A 25642-nucleotide genomic window follows, 5' to 3' on the forward strand; every position below is an offset into this window, starting at 1 on the left:
GTGATGCCTGTGAGTCATCACGATGACTCACAGGCATCAGCTCGGTCAGCCGGTCGCGCAGACGGTGCCGTTGAGGGTGAACGCGGTGGGCAGCACGTTCGGGCCGCTGTACGCGCCGACGAAACCGGCACTCACTGTGGCACCCACGGCGATCTGCCGGTTGTCGTCGGTCGGGGTGACCCGCACGGCGGTGCCGACCTGTTCCCAGGTGGCGCTCCAGCCGCTGCTCACCTGCTGCCAGCCGGTGGGCCAGGCCCAGGTGAGCGTCCAGCCGCTGATCGGCTTCGTCCCGTTGTTGGTGATGTCGACGCCACCGATGTAGCCGTTGCCCCAGTCGTTGTTGGTGCTGAAACGGACGGTGCACGCGCTGGCGGCGGGGCTGCCGGTGGCGAAGGTGAGCGGCGGTGAGGCCCAGGAGACCCGTCCGGCGGTGTCACGGGCCAGCACGTTGACGGTGTACCTCCTGCCCGGCACCAGGTTGCCGACAGTGAACGAGGTGGACGCCGTCTCACCGAGCTGCTCGCTGACCGCGCCGTTCTGCCGGTACACCTCGTACTTCGCGATGGGGCTGCCACCCGGGGTCGCCGCCGGCCAGGTGATCGTCGCGGCGCGGTCGGTGACGCCGCTCGCGGTGGGCTGACCCGGCGTCGAGGGCCGTCCGGCGGACGTGCCGGCCGGTCGCAACACGATCGTGGTCAACGAGTACGCCGGCAGCGTGCGGCTGGTCGCCGAACCGGACTGGCTGGTCGCGATGCCGGTGGCGCCGTTGGTGAGGGTGGACACCGTCGGTGCGACCGCCGACGGGGTGAACCCGGCGTAGTCGATGGTGACCGGGTGGTCGTTGTCCGGGTCCTTGTTCACCAGCAGCACGGCGAGGTCGCCGTTGACCCGGCGGACGGCGTGCGCGGTGACCAGCGGCTCGTCGGTGCCGGCGCGGACGAACTGGTCGCCGGGCGTCGCGAAGAGCTTCATCATGCGCAGCCCGTGGTACGGCGCGAAGGGCGTGTTCAGCGGCGGTTGGCAGACCGAGCCGTCCTCGGTGCAGGCGCCGCTGGAGAGCATCCCGAAGTCGCCGTAGTCGGTCTGGCCGGCCACCTGCGTCACGGCGCCCATGCCGTTGTGCACGTTCCACCACTGGACGGTGAAGACGCCGCTCTCCAGCAGCCCGCTGTAGACGTCGGCCAGGAAGAGCGCCGCCGGCTGGGTGGTCCGGCCCGCGTCGACGTTCAGCTCGGTGAAGCTGATGCCGATTCGGTCGGCGTTCGCGCCGGCGTACCGCGCGAGTTGTTGCCGCAGCAGGTAGGTGGCATCGGGGAGGTGGTTGACGCGGGCCAGTGACTCGGCTGCGGTGCCTCCCGGGTACCAGTGCACGTCCACGAAGTCGATCTTCGGGCCGGCGATGGAGAGCACCGTCTGGTTCCACGGGCCGGGGTCGCTGCCGGCGGTGATCCCGTCCGGCCAGTTGCCCGGCATGGTCAGCACCGCGCCGACCTTGATGTCCGGGTCCACCGCCTTCATCGCGTCGGCGTACTCGACGACCAGCCTCGCGTACTGTGTCGCGCTCTTGTCCGGGTGGTTGTCCGCCTCCCACGCGGACCCGTAGTGGCCGTTGCCGTAGTTCTCGTTGCCGACGGTCCAGTAGCGGGCGTCGTAGCCCTTCGTCACGTTGGCGTACCGCACCCAGTCGGCGGCTTCGGCGGGCGTGCCGGTGCCGTAGTTTGCGATGATCATCGGTTGGGCGCCGGCGCGCCGGACCGCCGCCATGAAGGTGTCGAAGTCGGTTCCCGGCGCGACGTAACCGCCGGGCGCGGTGTGGTCCTTCCAGTGGTAGATGTCGGCGTACGAGCCGCCGGGGTAGCGCATCATCTGCACGCCGGCGTCGCGGAGCAGGTCCGATGTCTCGACGGTGCCGAGGTTCGCGTCCCAGATGGCGTGGTTGACGCCGAGCGCGGTGTCCGGCACGGTCGCCAGACCGGCGCGGGTGTTGACGGTCACGGTGACCGGGTCGGCTGCCGCGCTGGCGGATGGCGGGTTGACGCCCGCGAGCGCGCTCGCGGCGAGCAGCAGGCCCGCCAGGAGTGCCGCACGGGTCTTCGGTGTACGCATGGGTGGGGTTCCTTCGCGCAGGTGAGCCGCCCCTCCGGTCAGGGTGCGACGCGGGCACGGGCGAGCTCATGGACGACTGGCTCTCGTTGGTCCATCGCTTGTGTCACCGTCCCCCGGAGATCACATTCGGATCCCGGCTGCCCAGTGGACGGGGGTCAGCCCGCGCGCGGCTCATCGACGTACCACAATGGCACTGGCGGGTGGGCAATCTCAAGGCGCGTCAGGCATCCGGCAGCTGATGTGGTGCCGCCCGGCCGAGGATGATGGCGCTCTGGCGCGGGCCGGGTGGCGTCCCGCTGTTCGGGCCCGGACTCCGAACAGCGGGACGCCACCCGGGCGGCGAGGGCTGGGACCGACGGGCGTCGTGGCCGCGTGCCACCCGCCCCACGATCGTCGTCCGTCACCCCTCGGATCAGTGGCGACAACTCCGTCACAGCGGCCCGAGGTCGTTCGAGTATCGACGACTGTCCGTCACGTTAACGCTAACAGTAAGCGATTGTCCATAGACGTCCGTCTCTGTTCGCTGACCCGGTGGTGATGTTCCGGCTGGACGACGCGGCATCAGGTCGACGGCGACGCGGTCGATCGCCGGGAGCGCGAAGCGAATAGCCTTGCGGTATGCGGGGACGATTCGGGGCGGCCAGGCGGTGGTACGCGGAGCATCGGCGGTTGGCCTGCCGTGCGGTGCTCGCGCTCGTGGTGGGGGCGGTGGCGCTGGCCGGGGGCACGGTGGCCAGCGTGACGTGGATCCGCGACATCGCCGACGGCCACCTCTACGCTGAGGCCGAGGTGCCGGACGCGCCGGTCGCGCTGGTGCTGGGCACCAAGGTGGACGCGGACGGCACACCCTCCCCCGTCCTCGCGGCCCGGTTGGAGATCGCGCGGCGACTGTTCGACGCCGGCAAGGTCCGGGCGATCCTCGTGTCGGGCGACAACATGAACGCCGACTACAACGAGCCCGCCGCGATGCGGAGCTGGCTGGTGGAGCGGGGTGTGCCAGCACAGAAGGTGGTGCCGGACTACGCCGGATTCGACACCTACGACTCGTGCGCGCGGGCCGAGCGGATCTTCGGGGTGCGACGAGCCACAGTGGTGACCCAGTCCTTCCATCTTCCGCGCGCCGTGGCGCTGTGCCGGCGGCTCGGCATCGACGCCAACGGGGTGGGCGACGACAGCGCGAAGCGGTACGCCCAGACCTGGTGGTTCAGTTCCTCCCGGGAGAACGGCGCCTGCCTGAAGGCCACGCTGGATCTGCTCTCCGGTCGCGACCCGGCGCACCTGGGCCGGCGCGAGACCGGGGTCGACGACGCGTTGCGGCTCGGCTGAGCAGGATCACGACCGGGCGGGTGCGACGCTGTCGCGGACGATGAGTTCGGTGGCGAGCTCCACCCGGGGGCTCTCGGTCCGCTCGCCGCTGGCCAGCCGCAGCACGGTACGCGCGGCCAGCATGCCCATCTCGGCCAGGGGTTGGCGGACGGTGGTCAGCGGTGGCGAGCACCACCGCACCTCGGGCAGGTCGTCGAAGCCGACCACGCTGACATCGTTAGGCACCCGCAGGCCACGTTTGCGGACCGCCTCGTAGACGCCCAGGGCCATCTGATCACTGGAGGCGAAGATGGCGGTGGGCGGGTCGGGCAGGCTCAGCAGCTGTATACCCGCGGTGAAGCCGGACTCGTGGTAGAAGTTTCCCGGCCGGATCAGGGCGTCGTCGATGGGGATACGCGCGGCGCCGAGGGCGGCCCGGTAGCCGTCCATCCGGGCCCGGCTGCACATCAGGTGCGGCGGGCCGGCGATGAAGCCGATGCGACGATGACCAAGGTTGATCAGGTACTGGTTGGCGCTGAGGCTGCCCGCCCAGTTGGTGGCACCGATGGTGGGCGATTCCTGCGGGTCGACCCCGGCCGGGTCGATGATGACGACCGGCAGGTGCAGCCGACGCAGCTCGGCCTGCAACGGCGGATTCACCATCGAGGTCACGAAGATGATGCCCTCGGTGGAGCGGGTACGCATGTTGTCAAGCCACTGCTTGGCCGAGGACATCCGCCAGTGGATGGCCGACACGACGGTGCCGACGCCGCTGGCCTGGCCGACGTCCTCCACCCCCCGGATGATCTCCACCGCCCACGGGCTGTCCAGGTCGTTGAAGACCAGGTCGATCAGGGCGGCGTCGGTACGCCGGGCCGGTGCACGGCGGCGGTAGCCGTGCCGGTTGAGGAGCGCCTCGACGCGTTCCCGGGTGTCCGGGGCGACGTCGGAGCGGCCGTTGATGACCCGGGAGACGGTGGGTACGGAGACTCCGGCCAACCGGGCGATCATGGCGATGGTGACGTTTCGGCCGTTCGTTGTGCCCACGGTCCCCCCTGCCTCCTGTTGGAAACGTCAGGTCTGCTCGCGGTGGTGTGCTGTCATCCCTTGATGCTGCCGGTGAGGCCGCCGATGAGTTGGCGTTCGGCCACGGCGTAGAAACCCAGGGCCGGCACCATCGACAGCACGACGTAGGCGAGCACCCGTGCGGTCTCGGCGGTGTACTGACCCTGGAAGGCCTGCACCCCGACGGGCAGGGTCCACCAGCTCTGGTCGGTGAAGACGACCAGCGGGAGCATGAAGTTGTTCCAACTGGTCACCACGGCCAGCACCGAGACGGTGGCCAGGGCCGGGCGGGCCATCGGCAGCAGGACCCGCCAGAAGAAGCCGAAGGAGCCGCAGCCGTCGAGGACGGCGGCCTCCTCGATCTCCGCCGGGATGGTGCGGAAGAACTGACGCAGGATGATGATGGTGATCGGCAGCCCGAAGGCGGCCTGGGGCAGGATGACACCGAGCGGGTTGTCCAGCAGGCCCATGCCGCGCAGCAGGACGAACAGCGGCAGGATGGCCACCGCGAACGGGAACATCAGGCCGATCGCGAACAGGGTCACCAGAAACTCACGGCCCCGGAAGGCGTACCGCGCGAAGACGAACGCGGCCATCGCCGCCGCGGCGACGACGATGACTGTGCTGCTCACCGCGATGAGAAGACTGTTGCCGAGCTGCCGCCAGAACACCTCGGACATCAGGATGTCCGTGTAGTTCGACGGCAGCCAGGGGTCGGGCCAGCCCAGCGGATTGGTGGAGAGCTGACCGTTGTCCTTGAAGCCGCCGAGCACGCCGAACCAGACCGGTACGACGATGAGCGCTCCGACGAGGACGCAGACGAGGTGCAGCACGAGGCCGCGGGTCCGCTGCGCGCGGTTCACGGTCATCGCTGGCCTCCCTGGTTGGTGATCGCGCCCGCGGTGTCCCGACGCAGGACGATGCGCTGGTAGAAGAGAGCGAAGACGAGACTCAGCAGGAACATGACGATGCTGATCGCGCTGGCATAGCCGACCTCGAAGCGGCGGAAGCCGTACTCGTACATCGTCACGGCCATGGTCTCCGACGAATGGATCGGGCCGCCCCGGGTGAGCACCCAGACCATGTCGAACAGTTGGATGGTGCCGATGACCGACAGGAAGACGCTGATTCGGATCGTCGGCCCGAGCAGAGGCAGGGTGACGTGCCGGAACGCCTGCCAGGCGGAGGCGCCGTCGGTCACCGCGGCCTCGGACAACTCCTTGGGGATGCCCTGACGGGCGGCGAGGAAGAGCATCATGTAGAGGCCGAAGTACTTCCAGGACACCACGAGGAAGACGGCGTACAGCACGGTGTCCGGGTCGGCGAAGACCGTGCCGGCGTCGGCGCTCAACCACGTCGCGATCGCGTCGCCCAGGCCCCGGTTGGGAGAGAACACCAGGTCGAACAGGACGGCCGTGGTGACCTCGGAGAGCACGTACGGCGCGAAGAAGATCAGCCGGTACGCGGCGCGGCCCCGCAGTGGCTGGTTGAGCAGCATGGCCAGGGCCAACGCCGCGGGCAGTTGGACGACCAGGGACAGCAGCACCAGGACGAAGCCGCGCCAGAGGTCACCACGGAAGGTCGGGTCCTGGAAGGCGCGGGTGTAGTTGTCCAGCCCGACGAAGTTCTCCGGCAGCCCGAAGCCGTTCCACTTGTAGAGGCTGGCGTAGCTGGCCACCAGGATGGGGGCGACGACCAGCAGCAGGAACAGCACCAGGGCTGGGGTGAGGAAGATGGCGAGGACGCCGCCGCGGCCCGGCCGGGGCTGGCGGCCGCGCTGTCGCACGGTGCCCGGCCCCGGTGGCGGCGGGTCCGTCGCCGGGTCGCCGTGCCTGGCGTCCGACACGGTCGATGGCCTGGTCATGCCTGCTCCACAGGGGGTTTTCCGGCTACGGATGGGTGGGTGGTCACGGTCAGACGGTCTTCGCCACCTGCGTGATGTCCTTGACGATCTGCGCGGGCGACTTGTTGCCGGCGATCAACTCGGCGACGCTGTCGTTGATCTGCGAACCGAGCGCCGGCGCGTACGCCTGGTCGAGGTAGAGCTGGAAGCCGGTGTAGCTGGCCAGGGTCTCCGCGAGGAGCTTGCCGTTGGCGTCCGGGATGGCCGTCGCGGCCTCCCGCACCGTCGGTAGCACCGCGCCGGTCTGCGCCGACTTACGCTGGTTCTCCGCGCTGAGCAGGAACTTCAGGAAGTCGGCGGTGGCGGCGGGGGCGTCCTTGCCGATGGCGAAGCCGTTGCCGCCGCCGAACACCTCAGTCGTGGCGCCCTTTCCACCGTCGACAGTGGGAAAGGGGAAGAAGCCGAGCTTGTCGCCGAGGCCCTTCTTGCTGGTGGAACTGGAAGCCTGGACCGCGGGTGCCCACTGCCCCATCAGCTCCATCGCCGCGCCGCCGTTGCCCATGGCGGCGGCCTGGCCGTCGGGCGTGCCGTACGCCGCACCGAGGAAACCCTTCTGGAACGGCTGCAGGTCGACGAGTTCCTTCAGCCGATCGCCTGCGGCGACGAGGTCAGGCGAGTCGAAGTTCTTGTCGTCGACGGCCTTCTGCAGCGCGCCCACCCCGCCGATGCGCATCGCGAGGTAGGACCAGTAGTAGTGCGCCGGCCACTTGTCCTTGCCGGCCAGGGCGATCGGAGTGATGCCGGCGGCCTTGAGCTGACGGACCGCGTCGAGCACACCCGCCCAGGTGGTGGGCGCGGCGGTGATGCCGGCGCGGGTGAAGAGGTCCTTGTTGTACCAGAAACCGACCATGCCGATGTCGAACGGGACACCGTAGATCTTGCCGTCGATCGTGTACGGCTCCAGAGCGGCGGGCAGCAGGCCCCCGATCCACGGTTTCACGTCGTCGGTGATGTCCTTGACCAGGCCCGCGTCGACCTGCTGTTTGAGCACGCCGCCACCCCAGGACTGGAACAGGTCGGGCGGGTCGCCGGCCTGGGTGGCGGTGGTGAGCTTGGCCTTGAACGCCTCGTTCTCCAGGGGCTGGATGTCGAGGGTGACGTTCGGGTGTGCGGCCTTGTACTCGCTGGCCAGCGCCGCCCAGACCGGAAGCATCGGCTCGGTGTTCTGGATGTGCCACCAGTTGATGGTCTGCGGGGCGTTCGGGTCGCTGGGCTCGTCGTCGCCGCACGCGCTCAGCAGACAGGCGCCGACGCCGGCACCGGCGAGACCGAGCAGCGTTCGACGGGAAAGGTGCGTGGTCATGATCCATCCCTTCGGGAACTCACGGGGGTGCTCGAACGCCGGTTGAGCCGGCGGGTGGGGATCCGCGGATCTCCGAAACTTTCAATGCTTCGCCGGTAATACCGATCGATGGCCGGCACGCTACGAGCTGTCGCCGCACCGGTCAATACCTCTGTCCTAATACGAAAAGACCGGCTAGCGTAGGCACGACCTTCAATGGACCCGGATCCCGAGTTTCCGGAAGTTGCAGACCGCCCGCCGAGGGGAGCGCTCGTGTCGACCGACATCGCTAACGTGGCGACCGCCGCCCGGTCGATCCGCAATCCCGTCCTCGCGGGCTTCCACCCGGACCCGTCGATCCTGCGCGTCGGCGACGACTACTACCTGGCCACCTCGACCTTCGAGTGGTACCCGGGGGTGCGCGTGCACCACTCGCGCGATCTCGTGAACTGGCGCAGCCTCGGTGGGATCATCACCGAACGGCGGCTGCTCGATCTGCGCGGCTGCGGCGACTCCAACGGGGTGTGGGCGCCCGACCTGACGTACCACGACGGTCTGTTCCACCTCGTCTACAGCGACGTGGCCAGCTTCGCCAGCGGCTACTGGGATCCGCAGAACTTCCTGGTCACCGCCGAGGACATCACCGGCCCCTGGTCCGATCCGGTGAAACTGCACGGACGCGGGTTCGACGCGTCGCTGTTCCACGACGACGACGGCACCACCTGGCTGCTGGGCATGAGCGCGGACTGGCGACCCGGGCGCGACCGTTTCGGCGGCATCGAGATCCAACGCTACGACCTGACCGCGCGCCGGCTGGTCGGCAGCCCCCGCATCGTGTTCACCGGCTCCCCGGCCGGGCTCACCGAGGGTCCACACCTGTACCGCCACGACGGCTGGTACTGGCTGATCACCGCCGAGGGCGGCACCAGCTGGGAACACCAGGTCACCGTGGCTCGCTCCCGGGAGCTGTTCGGGCCGTACGAGGTGGACCCGGACGGGCCGCTGCTCACCTCCTGCGGGCGACCCGAGCTGCGGTTGCAGAAGGCCGGTCACGGCAGCCTGGTCCGTACCCAGCACGGCGAGTGGTACCTGGCCCACCTGGTCGGCCGCCCGTACTCGCCGCTGGGCAACTGCGTGCTGGGCCGGGAGACCGCGATCCAGCGGGTGGAGTGGCCGTCGGGCGGTTGGCCGCGGGTCGCCGCAGGGGTGCCCGCGGACGAGGTCGTCGCACCCGATCTACCCGCACACCCGTGGCCGGCGGAGCCCGAGACGGACCATTTCGACGCCCCGGAGCTGGGCCGGTGCTGGTCGACGCTGCGACGGCCGGCCACCGCGGACTGGGTCGACCTGCACAGCCGCCCGTCGTACCTGCGGATCCACGGCGGGCAGTCGCCGGTCGGCCGACAGGCACCCAGCCTGGTCGGGCGACGCGTCGGCGCGATGGAGTGCTCGCTGGAGACCGTGGTGGAGTTCGCGCCGGCCGACCACCGTCAGCTCGCCGGGATCACCGCCTACTACAACACCCTCAACTGGCACCACCTCTACCTGACCCGGGCCGACGACGGGCGGACAGTACTGGAGCTGCTCAGCTCCGACAACGGACGGCGCACCGCGTACCCCGAGCTGAGCGTCGATGTCGACGTCACCCGGGTCGGGTTGCGGGCCGTCTTCGACGGGCCGGCGGTGCGCTTCGAGTACGACCTCGACGCCGGTTGGCAGCGGCTACCGGTCGAACTGGACGCGACCATCCTCTCCGACGAACACGCCGCGCTGATCATCGACGGTGAGCCGGCGGCGTGGGGCTTCACCGGGGCCTTCCTCGGCCTGTGGGTGCAGGGCCTGGGCGGCGGCGACGTACACGCCGACTTCGACCTCGCCACCTACCGGGAGCGGTGACCACGCGGACGGCACTCGGCGGGTGCCGTCCGCGTTCCCACCCGTCCTACCCGACCTGGGCGGCGACTGTGCGCAGCTGGCCGAGAGTGGTGCGGAAACCGTGGCCGGACGCGGCCGGGTCCTCGGTGAGCAGACCACTGACGGCCATGGCCTGGGAGCGGGTCACGGCGATCGCCTCCGCGCCGGTTCCGCTCACGTCGAACACGCCGAAGTCGCCGCTGAGTGTCCGGAACGTCGGGGCCGTCGGGTCCTTGGCCAGGTAGAGCACCACGACCTGGCCCGCCTCGAGGGTGGACATGTGCGCCGAGTCCGGCACACCGCTGGGCAGGCTGGCGAGCGTGATCCGCGCCCCGGCCCGCACCGTCGATCCGGTCGTCGCCCGCAGCACCTCGTCGACCCGGAAACCGGCCGCCTCGACCTCGCCCCGGACGACCAGGTCCGCGGCCTCGCTGAGCTGCCGCACGGTGCCGTACCCGCGCAGCTTGCCCTTGATCGGCGGCACGGCGCTGGTCGGGGCGGCGCTGCTCGGGGCGGCGCTGCTCGGGGCGGCGCTGCTCGTAACGGGTGCGGCGGCCTGGTCGGCGTCGGCGCCACCGCACGCGGACAACGCCGCCGCGGCGAGCACGGCGGCGGCGGCCATCAGAGACCGGGTACGGCGCAGGTCGACTGCCATGGAACGCTCCTCGCGTCTCGGTGCCGTCCCGGGGCGTCTCGCCCGGGACGCGGCACTGGTTACGCCTTCTATCTGTGCGCTCCGGGCGGCGGGTTCCATCTTTTTCGACCTCAGCCGCGCTCGCTTTTCAAGCTCAGCCGCGCTCGCTGGCGAGCTGGCGGAGCTCGGTCAGCGTGGTGACGAACGCGCGGCCCGCCCCGGTGGCGTCCTCGGCGCGCAGACCGGTCACCGACATCGTCGCCGACCGGCTGGTGGCCGTCTCCCCGGCGAGGTCGAAGATCCCGAAGTCGCCGCTGAGCGGGGCGTAGACGCGCGCCTGCGGGTCACTGAGGGCCAGGTAGAGCACTGTCGGCCGGCCGGGCGACCCGGCCGATTCGGTGCCCACCATGATCTCGGTGGCGACCGGGGCGACCGGCGCGCGGTAGAGCACCTCGGCCACCCGGTAGACGCTCCGCCCGTCCGCCACCGACACGACCTCACCCCGGACCACCAGGTCCGCCGAGTCGGTGAGGTGGCGCACCGTGCCGTACGCCCGGATCTTGGCGACCGCGCCCGGCGGCGGGAGGCGGGCGGCCGAGCGGCTCGCCTGCGGCGACTGCGGCGCCGCCGTAGGTTCGTCGCCCGAGCTGACGGCGAGCCCGGCGCCGGCGGCCGCGACCAGGACCAGCGCCGCCAGCGCGAGCGCCGGGCGCCGCACTGCCCGGGGCGCGCTGGGGGTACGCGACTCCCGCGCGATCGCCGTCAGCAGCCGGTCGCGGTGCAGCTCGTGCCGGCCCGCCGGCAGGTCGCGATCGCCGGGGTGGGGGGCGATCTCCGCCCACTCGGCCGGGTCGGGCGCGCTCACCTGCTGACCTCCCGCACGAACGAGGCGTCCACGACCGGATGTCGCGCGGGGCGCGGCGGGGCATCGACGAGGGTACGGAGCCGGGCACGGGCGCGCGACAGTCGGGACCGCACCGTGCCGACCGGAACGCCCAGCGCCTCCGCTGCGGACTCGTAGTCGAGGCCCTCCCACAGGCACAGGGTCAGCACCTCGCGCTCGGGCCGGCGCAGCCGGGCCAGGGCATCGAGCGCGGCGGCGATGCGTCGGCTGTCGTCGAGTCGGCCGGCGACCTCGTCGGCGTGGTCGGGCACTGTGCGGTCGGCGGCGATCAGCGCGGCGGCCACCCTGCGGTAGCGGCGGTTGCTGCGGGTGTGGTTGCGGGCCTCGTTGGTGGCGATGCCGAGCAGCCAGGGACGCAGCGACCCGCCCTCCTCGGTGACCCGCTCCCGGGAACGCCAGGCTTGCAGGTAGGTGGCGGCCATGACGTCCTCCGCCGTGGCCCAGTCGGCGGTCAGCCGGAACGCGTGGTTGTACACCGAGCGCGCGTACGCGTCGAACAGCTCGGCGAACGCGGCGGTGTCACCGGCTCGTACCCGGGCGCGCAGACTCGACTCCATGACCATCTTCTGTCCGTCGGACGGTGCTGGTTCCGACGGACCGGCCCGTTGATCAGTTACGGCCCGACGATAGCCACCGGCAGGGACGCGCCGCCAACGACGGGGTGAACAGGTGCTGTCACGCCTCGCGGTCGCCGATTGACGGGAAATCGACGTACTGGTATCTGTTAATACAGTTTCCTGATGCTCGCGGTGCCCGCCGGGGCCGAACTACCGCGCCGGGTCACCGACCGGCCGGCGGCACGCCGCCCCTTCCCCGAGGAACACCATGGTTCACCAGAGAACAGCCGCCTTCGTCGCGGGAGCCCTGCTGATCGGCGTCGCCGCCGTCGGCTACGGCGTACCGTCGGCGAGCGCCGCGACCGCCGGCCCGATCACCGGCCTCGGTGGCAAGTGCATCGACGTGGCCGGCGCCAACCCGGCCAACGGCACGCCCGTCCAGCTCTACGACTGCAACGGCAGCGCGGCCCAGACGTGGACCGTCGGCAACACCGACACCTCGATCCGGGCCCTCGGCAAGTGCCTCGACGTGACCGCCGCGTCGACCGCCAACGGCGCCAAGGTGCAGCTGTACGACTGCAACAACACCGGCGCGCAGAAGTGGACCGCCAGCAACGGCGCGCTCGTCAACACCGGCTCCGGCAAGTGCCTCGACGTCACCGACCGGAGCACCGCGAACGGCGCGCGGTTGCAGATCTGGACCTGTGGCGGCACCACGAACCAGCGGTGGACCCTGCCGGGCGGCGGCACCCCCACCCCCACGCCCACCAACCCGAGCGGCACCAACCTCGACGACCCGGCGAAGAAGGACGTCGCCATGCAACTCGTCTCGGCCGCGGAGAACTCGTCGCTCGACTGGCGCGCGCAGTTCTCCTACATCGAGGACATCGGTGACGGGCGCGGCTACACCGCCGGCATCATCGGCTTCTGCTCCGGCACCGGCGACATGCTCGAACTGGTCGAGGCGTACACCCGCACCAAGCCGGGCAACGTGCTCGCCGGCTACCTGCCGGCGCTGCGCACCGTCAACGGCACCCCGTCGCACTCCGGCCTCGACCCCAACTTCCCCCGCGACTGGCGGACCGCGGCCACCGACCCGGTCTTCCAGGCCGCCCAGGAGGCCGAACGCGACCGGGTCTACTTCAACCCGTCGGTACGCGACGGCAAGAACGACCAGGTCCGGGCGCTCGGCCAGTTCGCCTACTACGACGCGGCGGTCATGCACGGGTACGAGGGCATGCGCCAGATCCGCAGCCGTGCCCTGAACCGGGCCAAGCCGCCGGCCCAGGGCGGCGACGAGCGGACCTGGCTCAACGCCTTCCTCGACGAGCGGGTCATCGAGATGAAGAAGGAGGTGGCCCACTCGGACACCTCCCGCGTCGACACCGCCCAGCGGGTGTTCCTCAACAACGGCAACTTCAACCTGAACACGCCGCTGGTGTTCGCCGTCTACGGCGATCAGTTCCGCATCGGCTAGGGCCCGTTTCATACCGGCGGTCGAGCCGAGGTGGAGTCCGGGCGGCGATCCGGCAAGGCGCGGTTTCGTCCGGGTACGGGTGTCGTATCCGGACGAAACCGCAACGCCGCCGGTCGTCCGGGACCGCCGCAGGCCGGCCAGTTTTCATGAAACAGGCCCTACCAGCGAGGGTGGGTGTGATCGCCGGTTGCCGGCTGCCCGTCCGGCCCGTTCCAAAGACAGGCTCCTAGCGGATTGTCACCGACTCCCCGACCGGGATACGCGCGTACTCGGTGCCGCCCTTGAAGTCCAACCAGCCGTCGAAGTACTCCTGGCCCAGCTCGTTGAGCGTGGCGTCGTGGATCGGCAACGCCCGCTCCGGCCGTACCGCCCGCACGAAGTCCAACGCCTCACTGAGCTTGAGCCAGGGTGCGGCAGCCGGCACGAGCAGCGTCGTCACCGGCGACGGCGGGACGAACAGCGAGTCGCCCGGGTGGTAGACCGTGCCGTCGACGACGAACCCGACGTTGGCGCAGCCCGGCAGACCGTCGTAGATCTCGGCGTGCGCCCCACCCACCACGTCGACGGCGAACCCGGCGGCCGTGAACCGCTGTCCCGCGTCGACGGCGACCGCTGCGCCGCCCAGCTCGGGGGCCGACTCGACCGCTGCCGACGGCAGGTACACCCGCAACGCGGAGTTGCGCCGGCTCGCCGCCACGAGCTTGTCGACGTCGAGATGGTCGGGATGCTCGTGCGTCACCAGCACCTCGTCGACCCCGTCGAGCGCCTCGGCCTCCGAGAACGTCCCCGGGTCGATGACCAGTACCCGGTCGTCCGCCTCCAGGCGCACACAGGCGTGGCCGTATTTGATCAAACGCATGCGCCCACTATGGCACCGACGGACGGCGGCGACCTGCTCGGCGTCCGGCCGGGTGGTCCCAAACGAGGGTGAGCCCTACCGCCTCGATCAATCGATCATGATGACTGAAGGTTGTCGTACGTACGTTCTAGTGTCGGGTCATGGTCGAGGGGTTGGCGCAGGCAGACGCAGCGGTCGCAGGCTGCGTCGACGCCGCCGTCTGGGCCCTTTCCGAGCAGGACCTGATCGCCGCGCTCGACGCCGCGCACCGCCTCGATCAACGCCTCGCCGCGGTGAAGCTGGCCCTGATCCGCGAACTCGACGGCCGCGGCACCGCCACCGCCCACGGCGCCTCCTCCACCATGGTCTGGCTCCGCGAACGCCTGCACCTCACCATCACGGCCGCCCGCCGCCTCGTCGACCTCGCCAGCACCCTCGACACGGCCCACCCCGCCATCCGACAAGCACTCGCCGACGGGCACGTCACCCTCGACCAGGCCCAGGTCATCACCGACACCGCCACCACCGTGCACACCACCGCCGGTCCCGAGGCCGCCGACAAGGCCGTCAGCCTGCTCACCGACTGGGCCGGGCAATTCGACCCCACCCACCTCCGCAAACTCGGCACCCGCATCCTCGAGCACGTCGCCCCCGATCTCGCGGACGCCGCCACCCAAGCCGCCCTCGACGCCGAGGCCCGCCGCGCAACCCGCGACCGACACCTCACCCTCTCCACCCTCACCGACGGCCGGCTACGACTCACCGGCACTCTCGACACCGAAACCGCCGGCCTCCTGCGCGCCGCCATCGACCCGCTCAGCGCACCCTCCGGCGCTGATGACCAGCGCTCTCCCGGGCAACGCCGCCACGACGCTCTCGCCGACGTCTGCCGGCTCGCCCTGCGCACCGGCGAACTGCCCGAACACGGCGGCGACCCCGCGCACATCGTCGTCACCACCAACTACGACGAACTGACCCGGCAGTTGTCTCGCGGTGTGCTCGACACCGGCGCGCACCTCACCCCCGACACCGTTCGACGCCTCGCCTGCGACGCCACCATCCTTCCCGCCGTCCTCAGCGGAGCCGGCCAGGTCCTTGACGTCGGTCGACAACGCCGCCTCATCACCGGCTCCCTCCGACGCGCCCTCGTGCTGCGCGACCGCGGCTGCGCCTTCCCCGGCTGCGACCGTCCACCCCGCTGGTGCGCCGCCCACCACATCCACCACTGGGCCGACGGCGGCCCGACAAACCTCGACAACGCCGTTCTGCTCTGCGGCCATCACCACCGACACGTCCACCAGAGCGACTGGGTCGTCCGGCTCGGCAACGACGGGCACGCCGAGTTCATCCCACCGGCCTGGCTCGACCCCGAACAACTCCCCCGCCGCAACCACTACCACCGACGAACGTAGGAGCGACCAGCCGAGAACGATCGCCGCCTGCCAGGTAGGCGCGCCAGAAACGAGCGGAGACCGAGCGCCGAGGCGACACCGCTTCGTACGCCTGTCGACCGGCCGAGCAGAGCGCTGCCGGTGGTGACTCACAAGGGCTTGCAGTGCCGGTGTGCGACGGCTCGCGGGCGGACCTCCATCCACCAGTGCTCCGCGAACGCGAGGGCGTCGCGGTTGGACGCGGTGCCGGAGGTCATCAACGGCACCGATGCCTACCCGACATGACGGCCACTGTCGGTAATCCAGTTGACCTCAAGCTCAGGTGAGGTCCTAGCCTCCGACATTGGAGGTAATGCATGAGCATGGAAGTTACCGCGTGGATGTCTCTGCACCACGCGATGAACGCGCAGGACGAGCGACCGCTGTCCCGCGCGACCTTGAAGCGGATCGCGCAGTTCGCGCGGCCACACCGCGCTCTGATCATCAGGTTCCTGCTGCTGAGTGTGGTGACGGCGGTTCTCACCGTGGCGGCGCCTGTGCTCGCGGGTCGGGTGGTCGACGCGATCGTCGACGGCGCCGACAGTGGCGTCGTGATCCGGTTGGCGGTACTGATCGCCGTCATCGCCCTCGCCGAGGCCGGGCTGGGTCTGGTGACACGGTTTCTCTCCGCCAGCATCGGTGAGGGGTTGATCGTCCAACTGCGGACGGCGGTCTTCGACCACGTGCAGCGCATGCCGGTGGCGTTCTTCACGCGGACCCGTACGGGTGCGCTGGTCAGCCGCCTGAACAACGACGTGATCGGTGCGCAGCGGGCCTTCAGCGACACCCTGTCGAGTGTGGTCGGCAACGCGGTCACGCTGATGCTGACGTTGGGCGTGATGCTCACCTTCTCCTGGCAGATCACGTTGCTGGCGTTGGTCCTGCTGCCCATCTTCGTACTCCCGGCCCGCCGGATGGGTTCGCGGCTCGCCCGGTTGCAGCGGGAGGCCGCCGAGCACAACGCGGCCATGAGCACCCGGATGACCGAACGCTTCTCCGCACCCGGGGCCACGCTGGTCAAGCTGTACGGGCGGCCGGCCGAGGAGTCCGCCGAGTTCGCGGCGCGGGCACGTCGGGTCCGGGACATCGGCATCCGCACCGCGATGCTGCAGTGGGTCTTCATCACCGCCCTCACCGTCGTCGGCTCGCTGGCGCTGGCCCTGGTCTACGGGTTGGGTGGTCTCTACGCGCTACGGGGCAGCCTCGACGCCGGGACGGTGGTCGCCCTCGCGCTGCTGCTGTCCCGCCTGTACGCCCCGCTGACCTCGCTGGCCAGTGCCCGCGTCGAGGTGATGAGCGCGCTGGTGAGTTTCGAGCGGGTGTTCGAGGTGCTCGACCTCAAGCCGCTGATCCTCGACCGGCCCGATGCCCGGCCGCTGCCCGAGGGGCCGGTGGCGGTGGAGTTCGAGGGGGTCCGGTTCGGCTACCCGTCAGCCGACAAGGTGTCGCTCGCGTCCCTGGAGGACGTGGCGAAGCTGGACACGCGCGGCGGCGAGGAGGTGCTGCACGGGGTGTCGTTCCGCGCCGAAGCGGGGCAGATGGTGGCGCTCGTCGGCTCCTCCGGGGCGGGCAAGTCGACGATCGCGCAACTCGTGCCCCGCCTGTACGACGTCGAGGACGGTGCGGTGAGGCTCGCCGACGTCGACGTACGCGACCTGTCGGCCGAGTCGATCCGGACGGCACTGGGCGTGGTGACCCAGGACGGGCACCTCTTCCACGAGAGCATCCGCGCCAACCTGGCGTTCGCCCAGCCGGACGCGACCGAGGACGAGATGTGGGAGGTGCTCCGGCGGGCCCGACTCGACGACCTGATCCGCTCCCTTCCCGATGGGCTCGACACCGTCGTCGGCGAGCGCGGATACCGCCTGTCCGGCGGGGAACGGCAACGACTCACCATCGCACGACTGCTGCTGGCCCGTCCGCGCGTGGTCATCCTCGACGAAGCCACCGCGCATCTCGACTCCACCTCGGAGGCGGCGGTGCAGGACGCCCTCGCCGAGGCCCTGACCGGCCGGACGAGCGTGGTCATCGCGCACCGGCTCTCCACCATCCGGGCGGCCGATCAGATCCTCGTCGTGGAAGACGGACGGATCGTGGAGCGCGGGCGTCACAGTGATCTGCTCGCGGCCGGCGGTCGCTACCACGAGCTGTACCGCACCCAGTTCGCCCAGGAGCAACCGCCGGTGCAGGAACAACGCGTCGCCATCTGACGGTTCACGATCGCCTCGCGAACGCACGCGGTGGTCGGCCCGCCCACGAGGACGGTCCGACCACCGGGTCACAGCGGGTGGAAGTCGACGTCGCCGCTCATCGCGTAGCAACACCTGAGGTGGGCGGCGACGGCCAATCAGTCGTCGTCGTCGTTGTCGTCGTTGTCGTCGTTGTCGTCGTCGTCCGCTTCGTCGGCGTCGTCGTCGTCGTCGACCGGCTCCTGCTCGGCCTTGACCACCGACCCGTTGTCCCGGTCGACGTCCACCTCGTGCTCGGTGTCGCCCGCGACGATCTCGACGCTCCACACCGGGCGGCCATTCTCCTGCTCGGCTTCGACCTCGACGATCTGACCGCCACCGGCCTTGGCGAGGGCGATCTCACCGGCACGCGTCTCGTCGACCGCGCTGCTCGCGGGCGCGCTACCGGTCGACGGCGTACCGGATGGGGTCCCGGCCGACGGCGTGCCACTCGACGGCGTACCCGACGGTGCCTCGGTGGTCGGCGGCGCGACGGTTGCCGCGGCGAGCGCCGTGCCGCCGGTACGCGAGTCGTTCGCGGCGGTGACGCCGAGCGCGACCCCGGCCACCGCCAGCACCGCCGACCCGCCGACCGACGCCAGAAGCAGATTGGTGCGCTTCATCGTGGTGTCCACCTTTCCTCGGTTGTCGACTCCGAGGATCGGTCAGATCGGGATAGCACCGCGCTGTCCGAACGCTAAGGCCGGGTTAAGCCGACGATCCTGCACCGCCCCCTCGGGACTGTGCGTCGGCTTCGAGCGGTCAGAGCGCCATCCGCATGAAGACGTCGGCGCGGGCGTACGGCGGCAGCGGGATCTGTTCCGGATCGACGTGCTGGAAGCCGACACTTTCGTAGAGGTGCACGGCGTTCGCAAGCTTGGTGTTGCTGCCCAGGAACAGGGTGGCCGCGCCGAGCCGGCGGGCGCGCGCGATCGCCAGCTCGATGAGCTGGCGGCCGATGCCCCTACCGCGGGCCGCCGGGGCCACCGCCATCTTCGACAGTTCGAAGACCTCCGCCGAGCTGCGGATCAGTGCGACACAGCCGACGATCTCCTGGCCGTCCCGGACGATCAGCACGTCACCACCCGGGTCGACGATGGCCGAGAACGGGTCGTCGAGCGTCTTGCGGTCAGACTCCTCAAGGGCGGCGAAGAAGTGGCAGATCCATTCTTCGTTCAACGTCCGGAAGGCGGCGGCCTCCTCGGCGGTCGTCATGGACGTGACGGTCAGCGTGCTCGGGTTCATGGTTCGATTCTCTGAGCCCGCTATCCGAACGTCCAATATCTTGTTCCGAGCAATCTATATCCTTGGCATATGGATCCTGAACTGCGCCATCTGCGGTACTTCGTCGCGGTCGCCGAGGAGCTGCACTTCGGTCGGGCCGCGGCACGGCTGCGGATGGCTCAACCGCCGCTGTCGCAGCAGATCCGCCAACTGGAGGCGATGATCGGTACGCCACTGTTCGCTCGCACCTCCCGGTCGGTGACGCTGACGCCGGCGGGTGAGGCGTACCTGGTCCGGTGCCGGCGGGTGCTGGCCGCCGTCGCCGACGATGTGCACGAGGCGGGCCGCATCGGCCGCGGCGAGCAGGGACGCTTCGACATCGGCTTCGTCAGTTCGGCGATCCAGCTCGGACTGGCCGGGCCGATTCGTCGGTTCCGGGAACACCATCCGGCCGTTCACCTGCGTCTGCACGAGGCGTTCACGGCGCAGATCGTCGACCGGCTGTTGACCGGCGAGATCGATGTCGGCGTGGTCCGGGACGCGGACGACCACGACGACCTGGTCGGCACCACGTTCGCCACCGAGACCTTCGTCGCCGTCCTGCCGGCCGACCACCCGCGCGCGAAAGACCCCAGCATCGACGCCGCGCTGCTGCGCGACGACCCGTTCGTCTTCTTCCCCCGGGTGGCCGGCGAGCGGGCCTACCAGCGCAACCTTCGACCGTGCCTGGACGCCGGCTACACACCGCGCGTCGTCCAGGTCGCCAGCAGTTGGAACACTCTGGCGCACCTGGTCGCGGCCGGCCTCGGGGTCACGATCGCGCCGGCGAGCATCTCCGCAGTGGTGCCCCCGCCGGTGGCGGTACTGCCGTTGACCGGCACCGGGGCCACCACGGAGATGCGGATCCTGCGCCGCCGGGATGACGACCGGATCACCTCGACGAGCTTCGGGGCCGTAGGGCAGGTGCCCTGACCTCGACGGCACAAGAACAGCCTCGACGGCACGGCAGGGGCGGATCCGCCCGCACCCGGCTAGCCGCGCCTGTTGAGTTCCGCCTCCAGCCGCTGAACGAGCGTCTTGCGGTCCTTGCTGGCGCGCTCATTGCGCAGTGCGGTCTTCAGCTGTCGGGTGTCGAGGCCACGGACCAGCTTGGCCGCTTCCGCGACCGACATCTCCGACATCCGGCCGGCCGTGGTGGCGTCCCGACGGGCGCGTTTCGCCGGCCCGGTGTTGGCGACGTACTGCTTGCCGGATCGGGACGCCTCGCGCTTCTTCGTGTCGGTCGCGCGCCGCTGGCTCTCCGACATCTCCTCCCAGGCCTTCTTGGGCAGGTAGCGACTCGTCGTGCCGTCCTTGCGCGCCCGGGTGTCGCCCTCCTTCGTCTGCCATTTCTCGTTGCCCCAGCGCTGGAGCGACTTCTGCCGCTCGTCCTTTTCGCCCAGGAATCCGCCGCCGCGCTTCTTGTACTCCTGAGTGACCAGCTGTGACTTGCGCGCCGACCACTGCCCCGGCCGGCCGCCCTTGTCGGAGGCCTTGATTTCCTCTTTGATCTGCTCTCGGAGCTCGGGTTTCGTGTACCGCGCCATGACTGGCAGCTACCCGGCACCGCACCGGCTATGCGTCCTGCGGCGACGCCGCAGACCCGAGCCGGAGCAGCACCTGGGCGCCGCCCGCCGGGCCGGTGCGCAACTCCAGCCGACCGCCGGCGGCCTGCGCGGCCCGGCGGGCGATGTCCAGGCCGAGGCCGGTGGACCCGGCGGCGCTCGCGCCTCGCCGGATCGCCCCGGCGGGCATGCCCGGGCCCTCGTCGGTGACCGTGAGCACCACCTCGCCCGCCTCGCGGGCGAGCCGGACGGCGAACGGCGTGCCGTCGGGGGTGTGCGCGAAGACGTTGCCGAGCAGGGCGTCCACGGCCGCCGTCAGGTTGTCGGCGGCCACACCGACCGGAAGTGGGCCGGGCGTCAGGTCGAGGGTGACGGCCCGGCCGGTGTCCTCGGCCAGCACCGACCAGAACGCGACCCGGTCGGCGACGATCGCCGCCGCGTCCGCGGCGGCCGGCTGCGCCGCCGGGGTGTGTCGCCACCGGGCCTGCCGGATCAGCCCGGTCACGGCGCGTTCGAGCCCGTCGGCGGCGGCGGTGATCCGGGCGGCGTCGTCCGGGTCACGCAACGACTCCGCCTCCAGGCGCAACGCCGTCAGCGGCGTACGCAGCTGGTGTGACAGGTCGGCGACCTGTTCGCGTTCCTGCACCAGGAGCACCTGGATCCGGCTGGCGAGATGGTTGAGCGCGCCGGCCACCTCGCGCAGTTCGGGGGGACCGGCCGGCGTGACCCGCGCGTCCAACTCGGCGTTGGCGAGCCGGTGGGAGACGGCTGAGAGGTCGCTGATCGGCCGGACCAGGGTGCGCGCCAGCCGGTCGGCGACCGCCAACCCGATCAGCACGAGGATCACGCCGAGCAGCGCCAGCACCAACCAGGCCCGGGTCACTCCGGCGGTCAGCTCGTGCTGCGGTACCGCGATCCGGATCACTCCGGTGCCGTCCGCCCGCCCCTGCACGGCGATGACCACCTCCCGGCCGGCCGCCGACTCCCCGGTGAGGCTCTGTCCGCGCGCGGCGAGGGCCACCGCCGGGGTACGCGGTGTCTGGGCGCCGAGCACCGTGCCGTCGGGCAGGAAGACGCTCACCGCTCGCCCGGATTCGGCGGCGAGCTGCTCGACGGTGAGCCGGATGGTCGCCGCGTCGGCGGTGCCGACCACCGGCACCAGACTTTGCGCGTCGGCAGTGGCCCGAACGGTGGCCCGGTCCTCGGCGACGGTGCGGACCAGCAGCGCCAACGGCACCAGGAACGCGATGAGGGTGAGGACGCTGACCGCGGCGACCAGCAGCGCGAGGCGGGCCCTCACGGCTGCGCCGCCGGAGCTTCCAGACGCACCCCGACACCTCGCACCGTGTGCAGGTAGCGAGGCTGCTGGGCGTTCTCCCCCAGCTTGCGACGCAACCAGGACAGGTGCACGTCGACGGTCTTGTCGGCGCCCCCGTACGGGATCTGCCAGACCTCGGTGAGCAGTTCGCGTTTGGTGACCACCTGGCCGGGTCGGCCGGCCAGGTGGTGCAACAGGTCGAACTCGCGGGGCGTCAGCTCGACCGCGGTCCCGTCCAGGGTGACCTGCCGGGCGCGGGGGTCGACGCGGAGCCCGCCGACGACCAGCGTCGGGTCCTGCCCGTCCGGGCCGGAGGGGCCCCGGCGCAGCACCGCGCGGGCGCGGGCGTCGAGCTGCGCCGCGGTGAACGGCTTGACCACGTAGTCGTCGGCGCCCGCGTCGAGCACCCGGACGATCTCGGCCTCGTCGTCGCGGGCGGTCGCCACGATGACCGGCACCGAGCTGACCGCGCGCAGCATCCGCAGCAACTCGCGGCCGTCCAGGTCGGGCAGGCCCAGGTCGAGGACGACGAGGTCGGGTCGGTCCTCCAACGCGTCGCGGAGCCCGGCCATCGCGGTCGAGGCCGCGGCCACCGCGTGGCCGCGTTCGCGCAGGGCCCGGATCAGCGGGGTACGGATCGTCAGGTCGTCCTCGATGAGCAGTAGACGCGGCACACCTGGCAGGCTAGCGGCTCACCGCCTAGGACCACGCGATCTCGCCCCGGCGGTCGACGAAGCGGCCCGAGCCGTGTCCCGGACCTTCCGTCGCGAGGGCGACGATGGCGTCGGTGCCCTCGGTGACGGTCTGCGGACCGCTGTTTCCGTTGAGGTCCGTGGCGGTGTATCCGGGGTCGGCGGCGTTGATCCGGATGTCCGTCAGCGCCTTGGCGTACTGGGTGGTCAGCATGGTGAGCGCCGCCTTGGAGGACGTGTAGACGGGGGCGATGACACCCGATTCGGGTCGCGAACGGTCATGGGTGGCCGCCAACGAGCCCATCGCACTGCTCACGTTGATGATCACCGGATCGGGTGAACGGCGCAGCAGCGGTAGAAACGCGGTTGTCGTCCGCACCACGCCGATGAGATTGACATCGAGGACGGCGAGCAGGTCGTCGCTTCTCAGTTCGCTCGGGTCACCGAACGGGCCGTGGATGCCGGCGTTGTTGATCAGCACGTCGATGCGGCCCTCGTGCTTCTCGACCTCGGCCGCCGCGGCGGCGACCGAGTCGTCGTCGGTGACATCGATCGGCACGAAACGGGCTCCGAGGCTGTCCGCCGCCGCAGCGCCCAGCTCGGGGTCGCGAGCTCCGACGAGAACGGTGTGGCCCAGCTCGATGAGGCGGCGGGCGGTCTCGCGACCGAGCCCCTTGTTGGCTCCGGTGATGAAGGTGATCGTCATGCGTCCATCGTTTGCTGCCGCGCAGGCAGGTGCCAGGGACGTCGCGACGGTAGGACAAGCAATACCACCCTCATCCTGGTGGGGTGCGAAACAATCGGGGCGTGACGACGCGGGCTACGGGACTGGGGGCGACGATCCGTGCCTGGCGCGACCGCCTGTCGCCGGCCGCCACCGGGCTGCCCGCGGGTCATGGGCGCCGAGCCGCCGGGCTGCGACGGGAGGAGTTGGCCGAGCTTGCCGGGGTATCGGTGGACTACATCGTGCGCCTGGAACAGGGGCGGGCGACCACCCCGTCGGCGCAGGTGACCTCCGCACTCGCTCGTGCCCTACAGCTGACGTCCGCCGAACGCGACCATCTCTTCCGGCTGGCCAACCTGGCCGCACCGACGGACGGCCAGATCTCTGATCACATTCCGCCGGGCGTGCAGCGGGTGGTGGGCCGTCTCGGTGACGCCGCTGTCGCCGTGTTCGCGGCAGATTGGCAGGTGATCCGGTGGAACCAGGGTTGGGCGGCGCTGCTGGGCGACCCGTCCGCGTCCCCGCCGATCCGTCGCAACTTCGCCCGCGACACCTTCCCGGTGGACTCAGACGGGCCGGGGATGTCACGCTGGCCGGTGATCTCCCTGGACGCCGCTGCCACCAGCGCCGCCGTCGTCTCCGACCTCCGGCGGGCCACCGGCCGATTTCCCCGTGATCGACGTCTGGCGAAGCTCATCCGTGACCTCGCCGAGGGCAACGAGCAGTTCGCCGACCTGTGGGCGGCCGGGGCCGTCACCGCTCACCGGGAAGACCGCAAGATCGTCGAACATCCGGTGGTCGGTGCCGTGCGGGTCGACTGCGATGTCCTGACCGACGGCGACGCCGAACTGAAGATCGTGATCCTCACCGCGGCCCCGGGCACCGACGACGAGACCAAGATCCGCCTGGCCACGGTGGCAGGCGTCCACCACCCGGCGGCGTCCGCGGAGCTCGGCGACAGGGCCCGCCACCCGGGCAGGCGTTAACCGTGCCTTAGGGTCCGGATGTGCCGGCGACAACCGTGGATCGGGGATAGTCAGGCGATGGGCCGTCGTTCGATCCTCGTCGCCACCGGGTGGGTGGCCACCGCCGCCATCGCGACCCTGATCGGCTTGGGCGCGATCCGTTTGGTGGGCGAGAGCCTCACCGGCACCCCGGGTGGGGTGCGCAGCGAGGCCGAGATCGAGCGGGCCCTGGCCGCACCGGAGCCGGCGCCCACCGGCACCACCGGCACCGCCTCGGCCACACCGGGTACGACGGGCACCGGATCGGCCGCGCCAGGCACGACGGGGCCCGCGCCGACCGCCAGCTCCGGGGCCCGCCGGGGGTTCGCCACCGACGGTGGCACGGCCGTGGCCGAGTGCGGCCCCGGCGGCGTACGCCTCGTCTCCTGGGCGCCCGCGCAGGGTTACCGGGTCCGCGACGTGGACCGGGGCCCGGACGACGACGTCGAGGTCACGTTCCAGGGGGCGACCCGGGAGTACGAGTTGAAGGTGCGCTGCATCGGCTCGGAGCCGGTGGCTGTCGCCGACGACTGACGACCGGCGGGCAGTCATGCTGCGGGGCGCGGCGGGCTCACCGGCGTCGCAGGGCGTCCACCAACCGTTGGAGGGTCGCGCGGGCGTCCTCGAGATCATCGAGGCTGAGGCCGGCCCGGTCCACGACCTCCCGGCGGTCAGCGTCCGAACGCTCCAGGAGGCCGGTGAGCGTGTCCCGGCCCGCCTCCGTGAGTGTCACGAGTGGCGCTCGCCGGTGATCCGGGTTGTCGCGCAACTCCACCATTGCGGCACGGGCCAGGTCGTCGACCACCCGCTGCACGCTCTGTCGGGCCAGGCCGAGTCGGCGCGCCGCGCTCGCGACAGTGCGGGAGCCGTCGGAGAGCACGCTCATCACGTGCCATCGCGCGGCAGTTTGCCCCTCTGCTCGGGCGAGTTCCTCGCTGGAGCGCCGAGACTCCCCCGCCAGTTCGTACACGTCCGCCATCAGCAGCCGGTACGCGTCGACCCGATCCGTCACGGACAGCATGGTACCAGCATTGACAGCCTACTACTGGAGTGACAGCATGCTGTCATGATTCTTCGACTGTGGAGCGGATGGACCGAGCCCGCTCACGCGGACGCCTACGAGCGGTTGTTGACACAGGACATCGCGCCCGCGATCCTCGCCCGGGGCGTGGACGGGCTTCGGGAGCTCCGGGTTCTGCGCCGCTCGCCGCAGGAGCTGGACCCCACCACGGGCAGCGAGTTCCTCACCGCCATGACGTTCACCGACTTCGCTGCGGTGTCAGCCTTCACCGGTGGCGATCCGTCAACCTCCGTCGTCCCGCCAGCCGCCCGCGACCTGCTCGGGCGCTTCGATCGGCGGTCCCGGCACTATCTGAGTCGTGCGGTGTTCCGCGACGGTGACGGGAGCACCACGCTCGGATGAGCCGTCCGTC

Annotated in this window: 25 protein-coding genes; 9 read left to right on the forward strand and 16 right to left on the reverse strand. The window is 70.7% G+C overall.

What is annotated here, in order from left to right; all coding sequences use genetic code 11:
• Window positions 1-45: 45 nt before the first annotated feature.
• Window positions 46-2106: a cellulose binding domain-containing protein gene (locus tag QSK15_RS20085; RefSeq protein WP_285795687.1), complete on the reverse strand. Its 2061-nt coding sequence runs from the start codon at window positions 2104-2106 to the stop codon at window positions 46-48.
• A 618-nt stretch (window positions 2107-2724) separates the two neighbouring features.
• On the opposite strand from QSK15_RS20085, the gene QSK15_RS20090 reads away from it, so the two are divergent.
• Window positions 2725-3432: a SanA/YdcF family protein gene (locus tag QSK15_RS20090; RefSeq protein ID WP_285795688.1), complete on the forward strand. Its 708-nt coding sequence runs from the start codon at window positions 2725-2727 to the stop codon at window positions 3430-3432.
• Between the two features lie 6 nt (window positions 3433-3438).
• On the opposite strand, the gene QSK15_RS20095 is transcribed toward QSK15_RS20090, so the two are convergent.
• From QSK15_RS20095 to QSK15_RS20110, 4 genes are all read right to left on the reverse strand, one after another.
• Complete coding sequence (locus tag QSK15_RS20095; RefSeq protein ID WP_502889639.1) at window positions 3439-4422, reverse strand: LacI family DNA-binding transcriptional regulator; 984 nt, start codon at window positions 4420-4422, stop codon at window positions 3439-3441.
• A gap of 89 nt (window positions 4423-4511) precedes the next feature.
• Window positions 4512-5345 carry a carbohydrate ABC transporter permease gene (locus tag QSK15_RS20100; RefSeq protein ID WP_285795690.1) on the reverse strand — a complete coding sequence of 278 codons (834 nt, stop codon included), beginning with the start codon at window positions 5343-5345 and terminating at the stop codon, window positions 4512-4514.
• The gene (locus tag QSK15_RS20105) at window positions 5342-6340 is read right to left on the reverse strand and encodes a carbohydrate ABC transporter permease (RefSeq protein ID WP_285795691.1); all 999 of its coding nucleotides are present in this window, start codon (window positions 6338-6340) and stop codon (window positions 5342-5344) included. The genes QSK15_RS20100 and QSK15_RS20105 overlap by 4 nt, the downstream gene beginning before the upstream one ends.
• 49 nt (window positions 6341-6389) lie before the next feature.
• On the reverse strand, window positions 6390-7682 hold the full coding sequence (locus QSK15_RS20110) for an extracellular solute-binding protein (protein WP_285795692.1): 1293 nt from the start codon (window positions 7680-7682) through the stop codon (window positions 6390-6392).
• A gap of 252 nt (window positions 7683-7934) precedes the next feature.
• Between QSK15_RS20110 and QSK15_RS20115 the strand changes: the two genes are divergently transcribed.
• Window positions 7935-9557 carry a glycoside hydrolase family 43 protein gene (locus QSK15_RS20115; protein WP_285795693.1) on the forward strand — a complete coding sequence of 541 codons (1623 nt, stop codon included), beginning with the start codon at window positions 7935-7937 and terminating at the stop codon, window positions 9555-9557.
• A 46-nt stretch (window positions 9558-9603) separates the two neighbouring features.
• Here QSK15_RS20115 and QSK15_RS20120 read toward each other — a convergent pair whose 3' ends face one another.
• From QSK15_RS20120 to QSK15_RS20130, 3 genes are all read right to left on the reverse strand, one after another.
• Window positions 9604-10230 carry a hypothetical protein gene (locus tag QSK15_RS20120; RefSeq protein ID WP_285795694.1) on the reverse strand — a complete coding sequence of 209 codons (627 nt, stop codon included), beginning with the start codon at window positions 10228-10230 and terminating at the stop codon, window positions 9604-9606.
• A 133-nt stretch (window positions 10231-10363) separates the two neighbouring features.
• A complete protein-coding gene (locus QSK15_RS20125) occupies window positions 10364-11074 on the reverse strand; it encodes a hypothetical protein (protein ID WP_285795695.1) in 711 nt (236 codons plus the stop codon).
• Complete coding sequence (locus tag QSK15_RS20130) at window positions 11071-11670, reverse strand: RNA polymerase sigma factor (protein WP_285795696.1); 600 nt, start codon at window positions 11668-11670, stop codon at window positions 11071-11073. Before QSK15_RS20130 ends, QSK15_RS20125 begins: the two co-directional genes overlap by 4 nt.
• 268 nt (window positions 11671-11938) lie before the next feature.
• Here QSK15_RS20130 and QSK15_RS20135 point away from each other — a divergent pair, with 268 nt between their 5' ends.
• Window positions 11939-13147, forward strand: a complete 1209-nt coding sequence (locus QSK15_RS20135; RefSeq protein WP_285795697.1) for a chitosanase — start codon at window positions 11939-11941, stop codon at window positions 13145-13147.
• A 226-nt stretch (window positions 13148-13373) separates the two neighbouring features.
• On the opposite strand, the gene QSK15_RS20140 is transcribed toward QSK15_RS20135, so the two are convergent.
• Complete coding sequence (locus QSK15_RS20140; protein WP_285795698.1) at window positions 13374-14006, reverse strand: MBL fold metallo-hydrolase; 633 nt, start codon at window positions 14004-14006, stop codon at window positions 13374-13376.
• Window positions 14007-14146: 140 nt separating this feature from the next.
• Here QSK15_RS20140 and QSK15_RS20145 point away from each other — a divergent pair, with 140 nt between their 5' ends.
• Window positions 14147-15397: an HNH endonuclease signature motif containing protein gene (locus QSK15_RS20145; RefSeq protein WP_285795699.1), complete on the forward strand. Its 1251-nt coding sequence runs from the start codon at window positions 14147-14149 to the stop codon at window positions 15395-15397.
• Between the two features lie 335 nt (window positions 15398-15732).
• Window positions 15733-17625 carry an ABC transporter ATP-binding protein gene (locus tag QSK15_RS20150; RefSeq protein WP_285795700.1) on the forward strand — a complete coding sequence of 631 codons (1893 nt, stop codon included), beginning with the start codon at window positions 15733-15735 and terminating at the stop codon, window positions 17623-17625.
• Between the two features lie 137 nt (window positions 17626-17762).
• Here the strand turns inward: QSK15_RS20150 and QSK15_RS20155 are convergent, their stop codons facing one another.
• Window positions 17763-18266 (reverse strand): PepSY domain-containing protein, encoded by a 504-nt coding sequence (locus QSK15_RS20155; RefSeq protein ID WP_285795701.1) that lies wholly within the window; start codon window positions 18264-18266, stop codon window positions 17763-17765.
• A 139-nt stretch (window positions 18267-18405) separates the two neighbouring features.
• Window positions 18406-18888, reverse strand: coding sequence for a GNAT family N-acetyltransferase (locus tag QSK15_RS20160; RefSeq protein WP_285795702.1), 483 nt, complete (start codon window positions 18886-18888; stop codon window positions 18406-18408).
• A gap of 69 nt (window positions 18889-18957) precedes the next feature.
• On the opposite strand from QSK15_RS20160, the gene QSK15_RS20165 reads away from it, so the two are divergent.
• Complete coding sequence (locus tag QSK15_RS20165; protein ID WP_285795703.1) at window positions 18958-19839, forward strand: LysR substrate-binding domain-containing protein; 882 nt, start codon at window positions 18958-18960, stop codon at window positions 19837-19839.
• A gap of 59 nt (window positions 19840-19898) precedes the next feature.
• Here the strand turns inward: QSK15_RS20165 and QSK15_RS20170 are convergent, their stop codons facing one another.
• From QSK15_RS20170 to QSK15_RS20185, 4 genes are read right to left on the reverse strand one after another with little or no spacing between them, the layout of a single operon-like run.
• Window positions 19899-20453 carry a DUF5872 domain-containing protein gene (locus QSK15_RS20170; RefSeq protein ID WP_285795704.1) on the reverse strand — a complete coding sequence of 185 codons (555 nt, stop codon included), beginning with the start codon at window positions 20451-20453 and terminating at the stop codon, window positions 19899-19901.
• 28 nt (window positions 20454-20481) lie between these two features.
• A complete protein-coding gene (locus tag QSK15_RS20175; protein WP_285795705.1) occupies window positions 20482-21771 on the reverse strand; it encodes a sensor histidine kinase in 1290 nt (429 codons plus the stop codon).
• Window positions 21768-22463, reverse strand: coding sequence for a response regulator transcription factor (locus tag QSK15_RS20180; protein ID WP_285795706.1), 696 nt, complete (start codon window positions 22461-22463; stop codon window positions 21768-21770). Before QSK15_RS20180 ends, QSK15_RS20175 begins: the two co-directional genes overlap by 4 nt.
• A 25-nt stretch (window positions 22464-22488) precedes the next feature.
• Entirely contained in the window at window positions 22489-23187 is a 699-nt protein-coding gene (locus tag QSK15_RS20185) for an SDR family NAD(P)-dependent oxidoreductase (RefSeq protein ID WP_285795707.1), read from the reverse strand.
• Between the two features lie 101 nt (window positions 23188-23288).
• Here QSK15_RS20185 and QSK15_RS20190 point away from each other — a divergent pair, with 101 nt between their 5' ends.
• On the forward strand, window positions 23289-24191 hold the full coding sequence (locus QSK15_RS20190; protein WP_285795708.1) for a helix-turn-helix domain-containing protein: 903 nt from the start codon (window positions 23289-23291) through the stop codon (window positions 24189-24191).
• A gap of 57 nt (window positions 24192-24248) precedes the next feature.
• Window positions 24249-24743, forward strand: a complete 495-nt coding sequence (locus QSK15_RS20195) for a septum formation initiator (protein ID WP_285795709.1) — start codon at window positions 24249-24251, stop codon at window positions 24741-24743.
• A gap of 37 nt (window positions 24744-24780) precedes the next feature.
• Here the strand turns inward: QSK15_RS20195 and QSK15_RS20200 are convergent, their stop codons facing one another.
• On the reverse strand, window positions 24781-25221 hold the full coding sequence (locus QSK15_RS20200; protein ID WP_285795710.1) for a MarR family winged helix-turn-helix transcriptional regulator: 441 nt from the start codon (window positions 25219-25221) through the stop codon (window positions 24781-24783).
• A 54-nt stretch (window positions 25222-25275) separates the two neighbouring features.
• On the opposite strand from QSK15_RS20200, the gene QSK15_RS20205 reads away from it, so the two are divergent.
• On the forward strand, window positions 25276-25632 hold the full coding sequence (locus tag QSK15_RS20205) for a hypothetical protein (RefSeq protein WP_285795711.1): 357 nt from the start codon (window positions 25276-25278) through the stop codon (window positions 25630-25632).
• Window positions 25633-25642 lie beyond the last annotated feature (10 nt).

This window comes from Micromonospora sp. NBRC 107095 (assembly GCF_030269705.1).
Taxonomy (GTDB): domain Bacteria; phylum Actinomycetota; class Actinomycetes; order Mycobacteriales; family Micromonosporaceae; genus Micromonospora; species Micromonospora parva.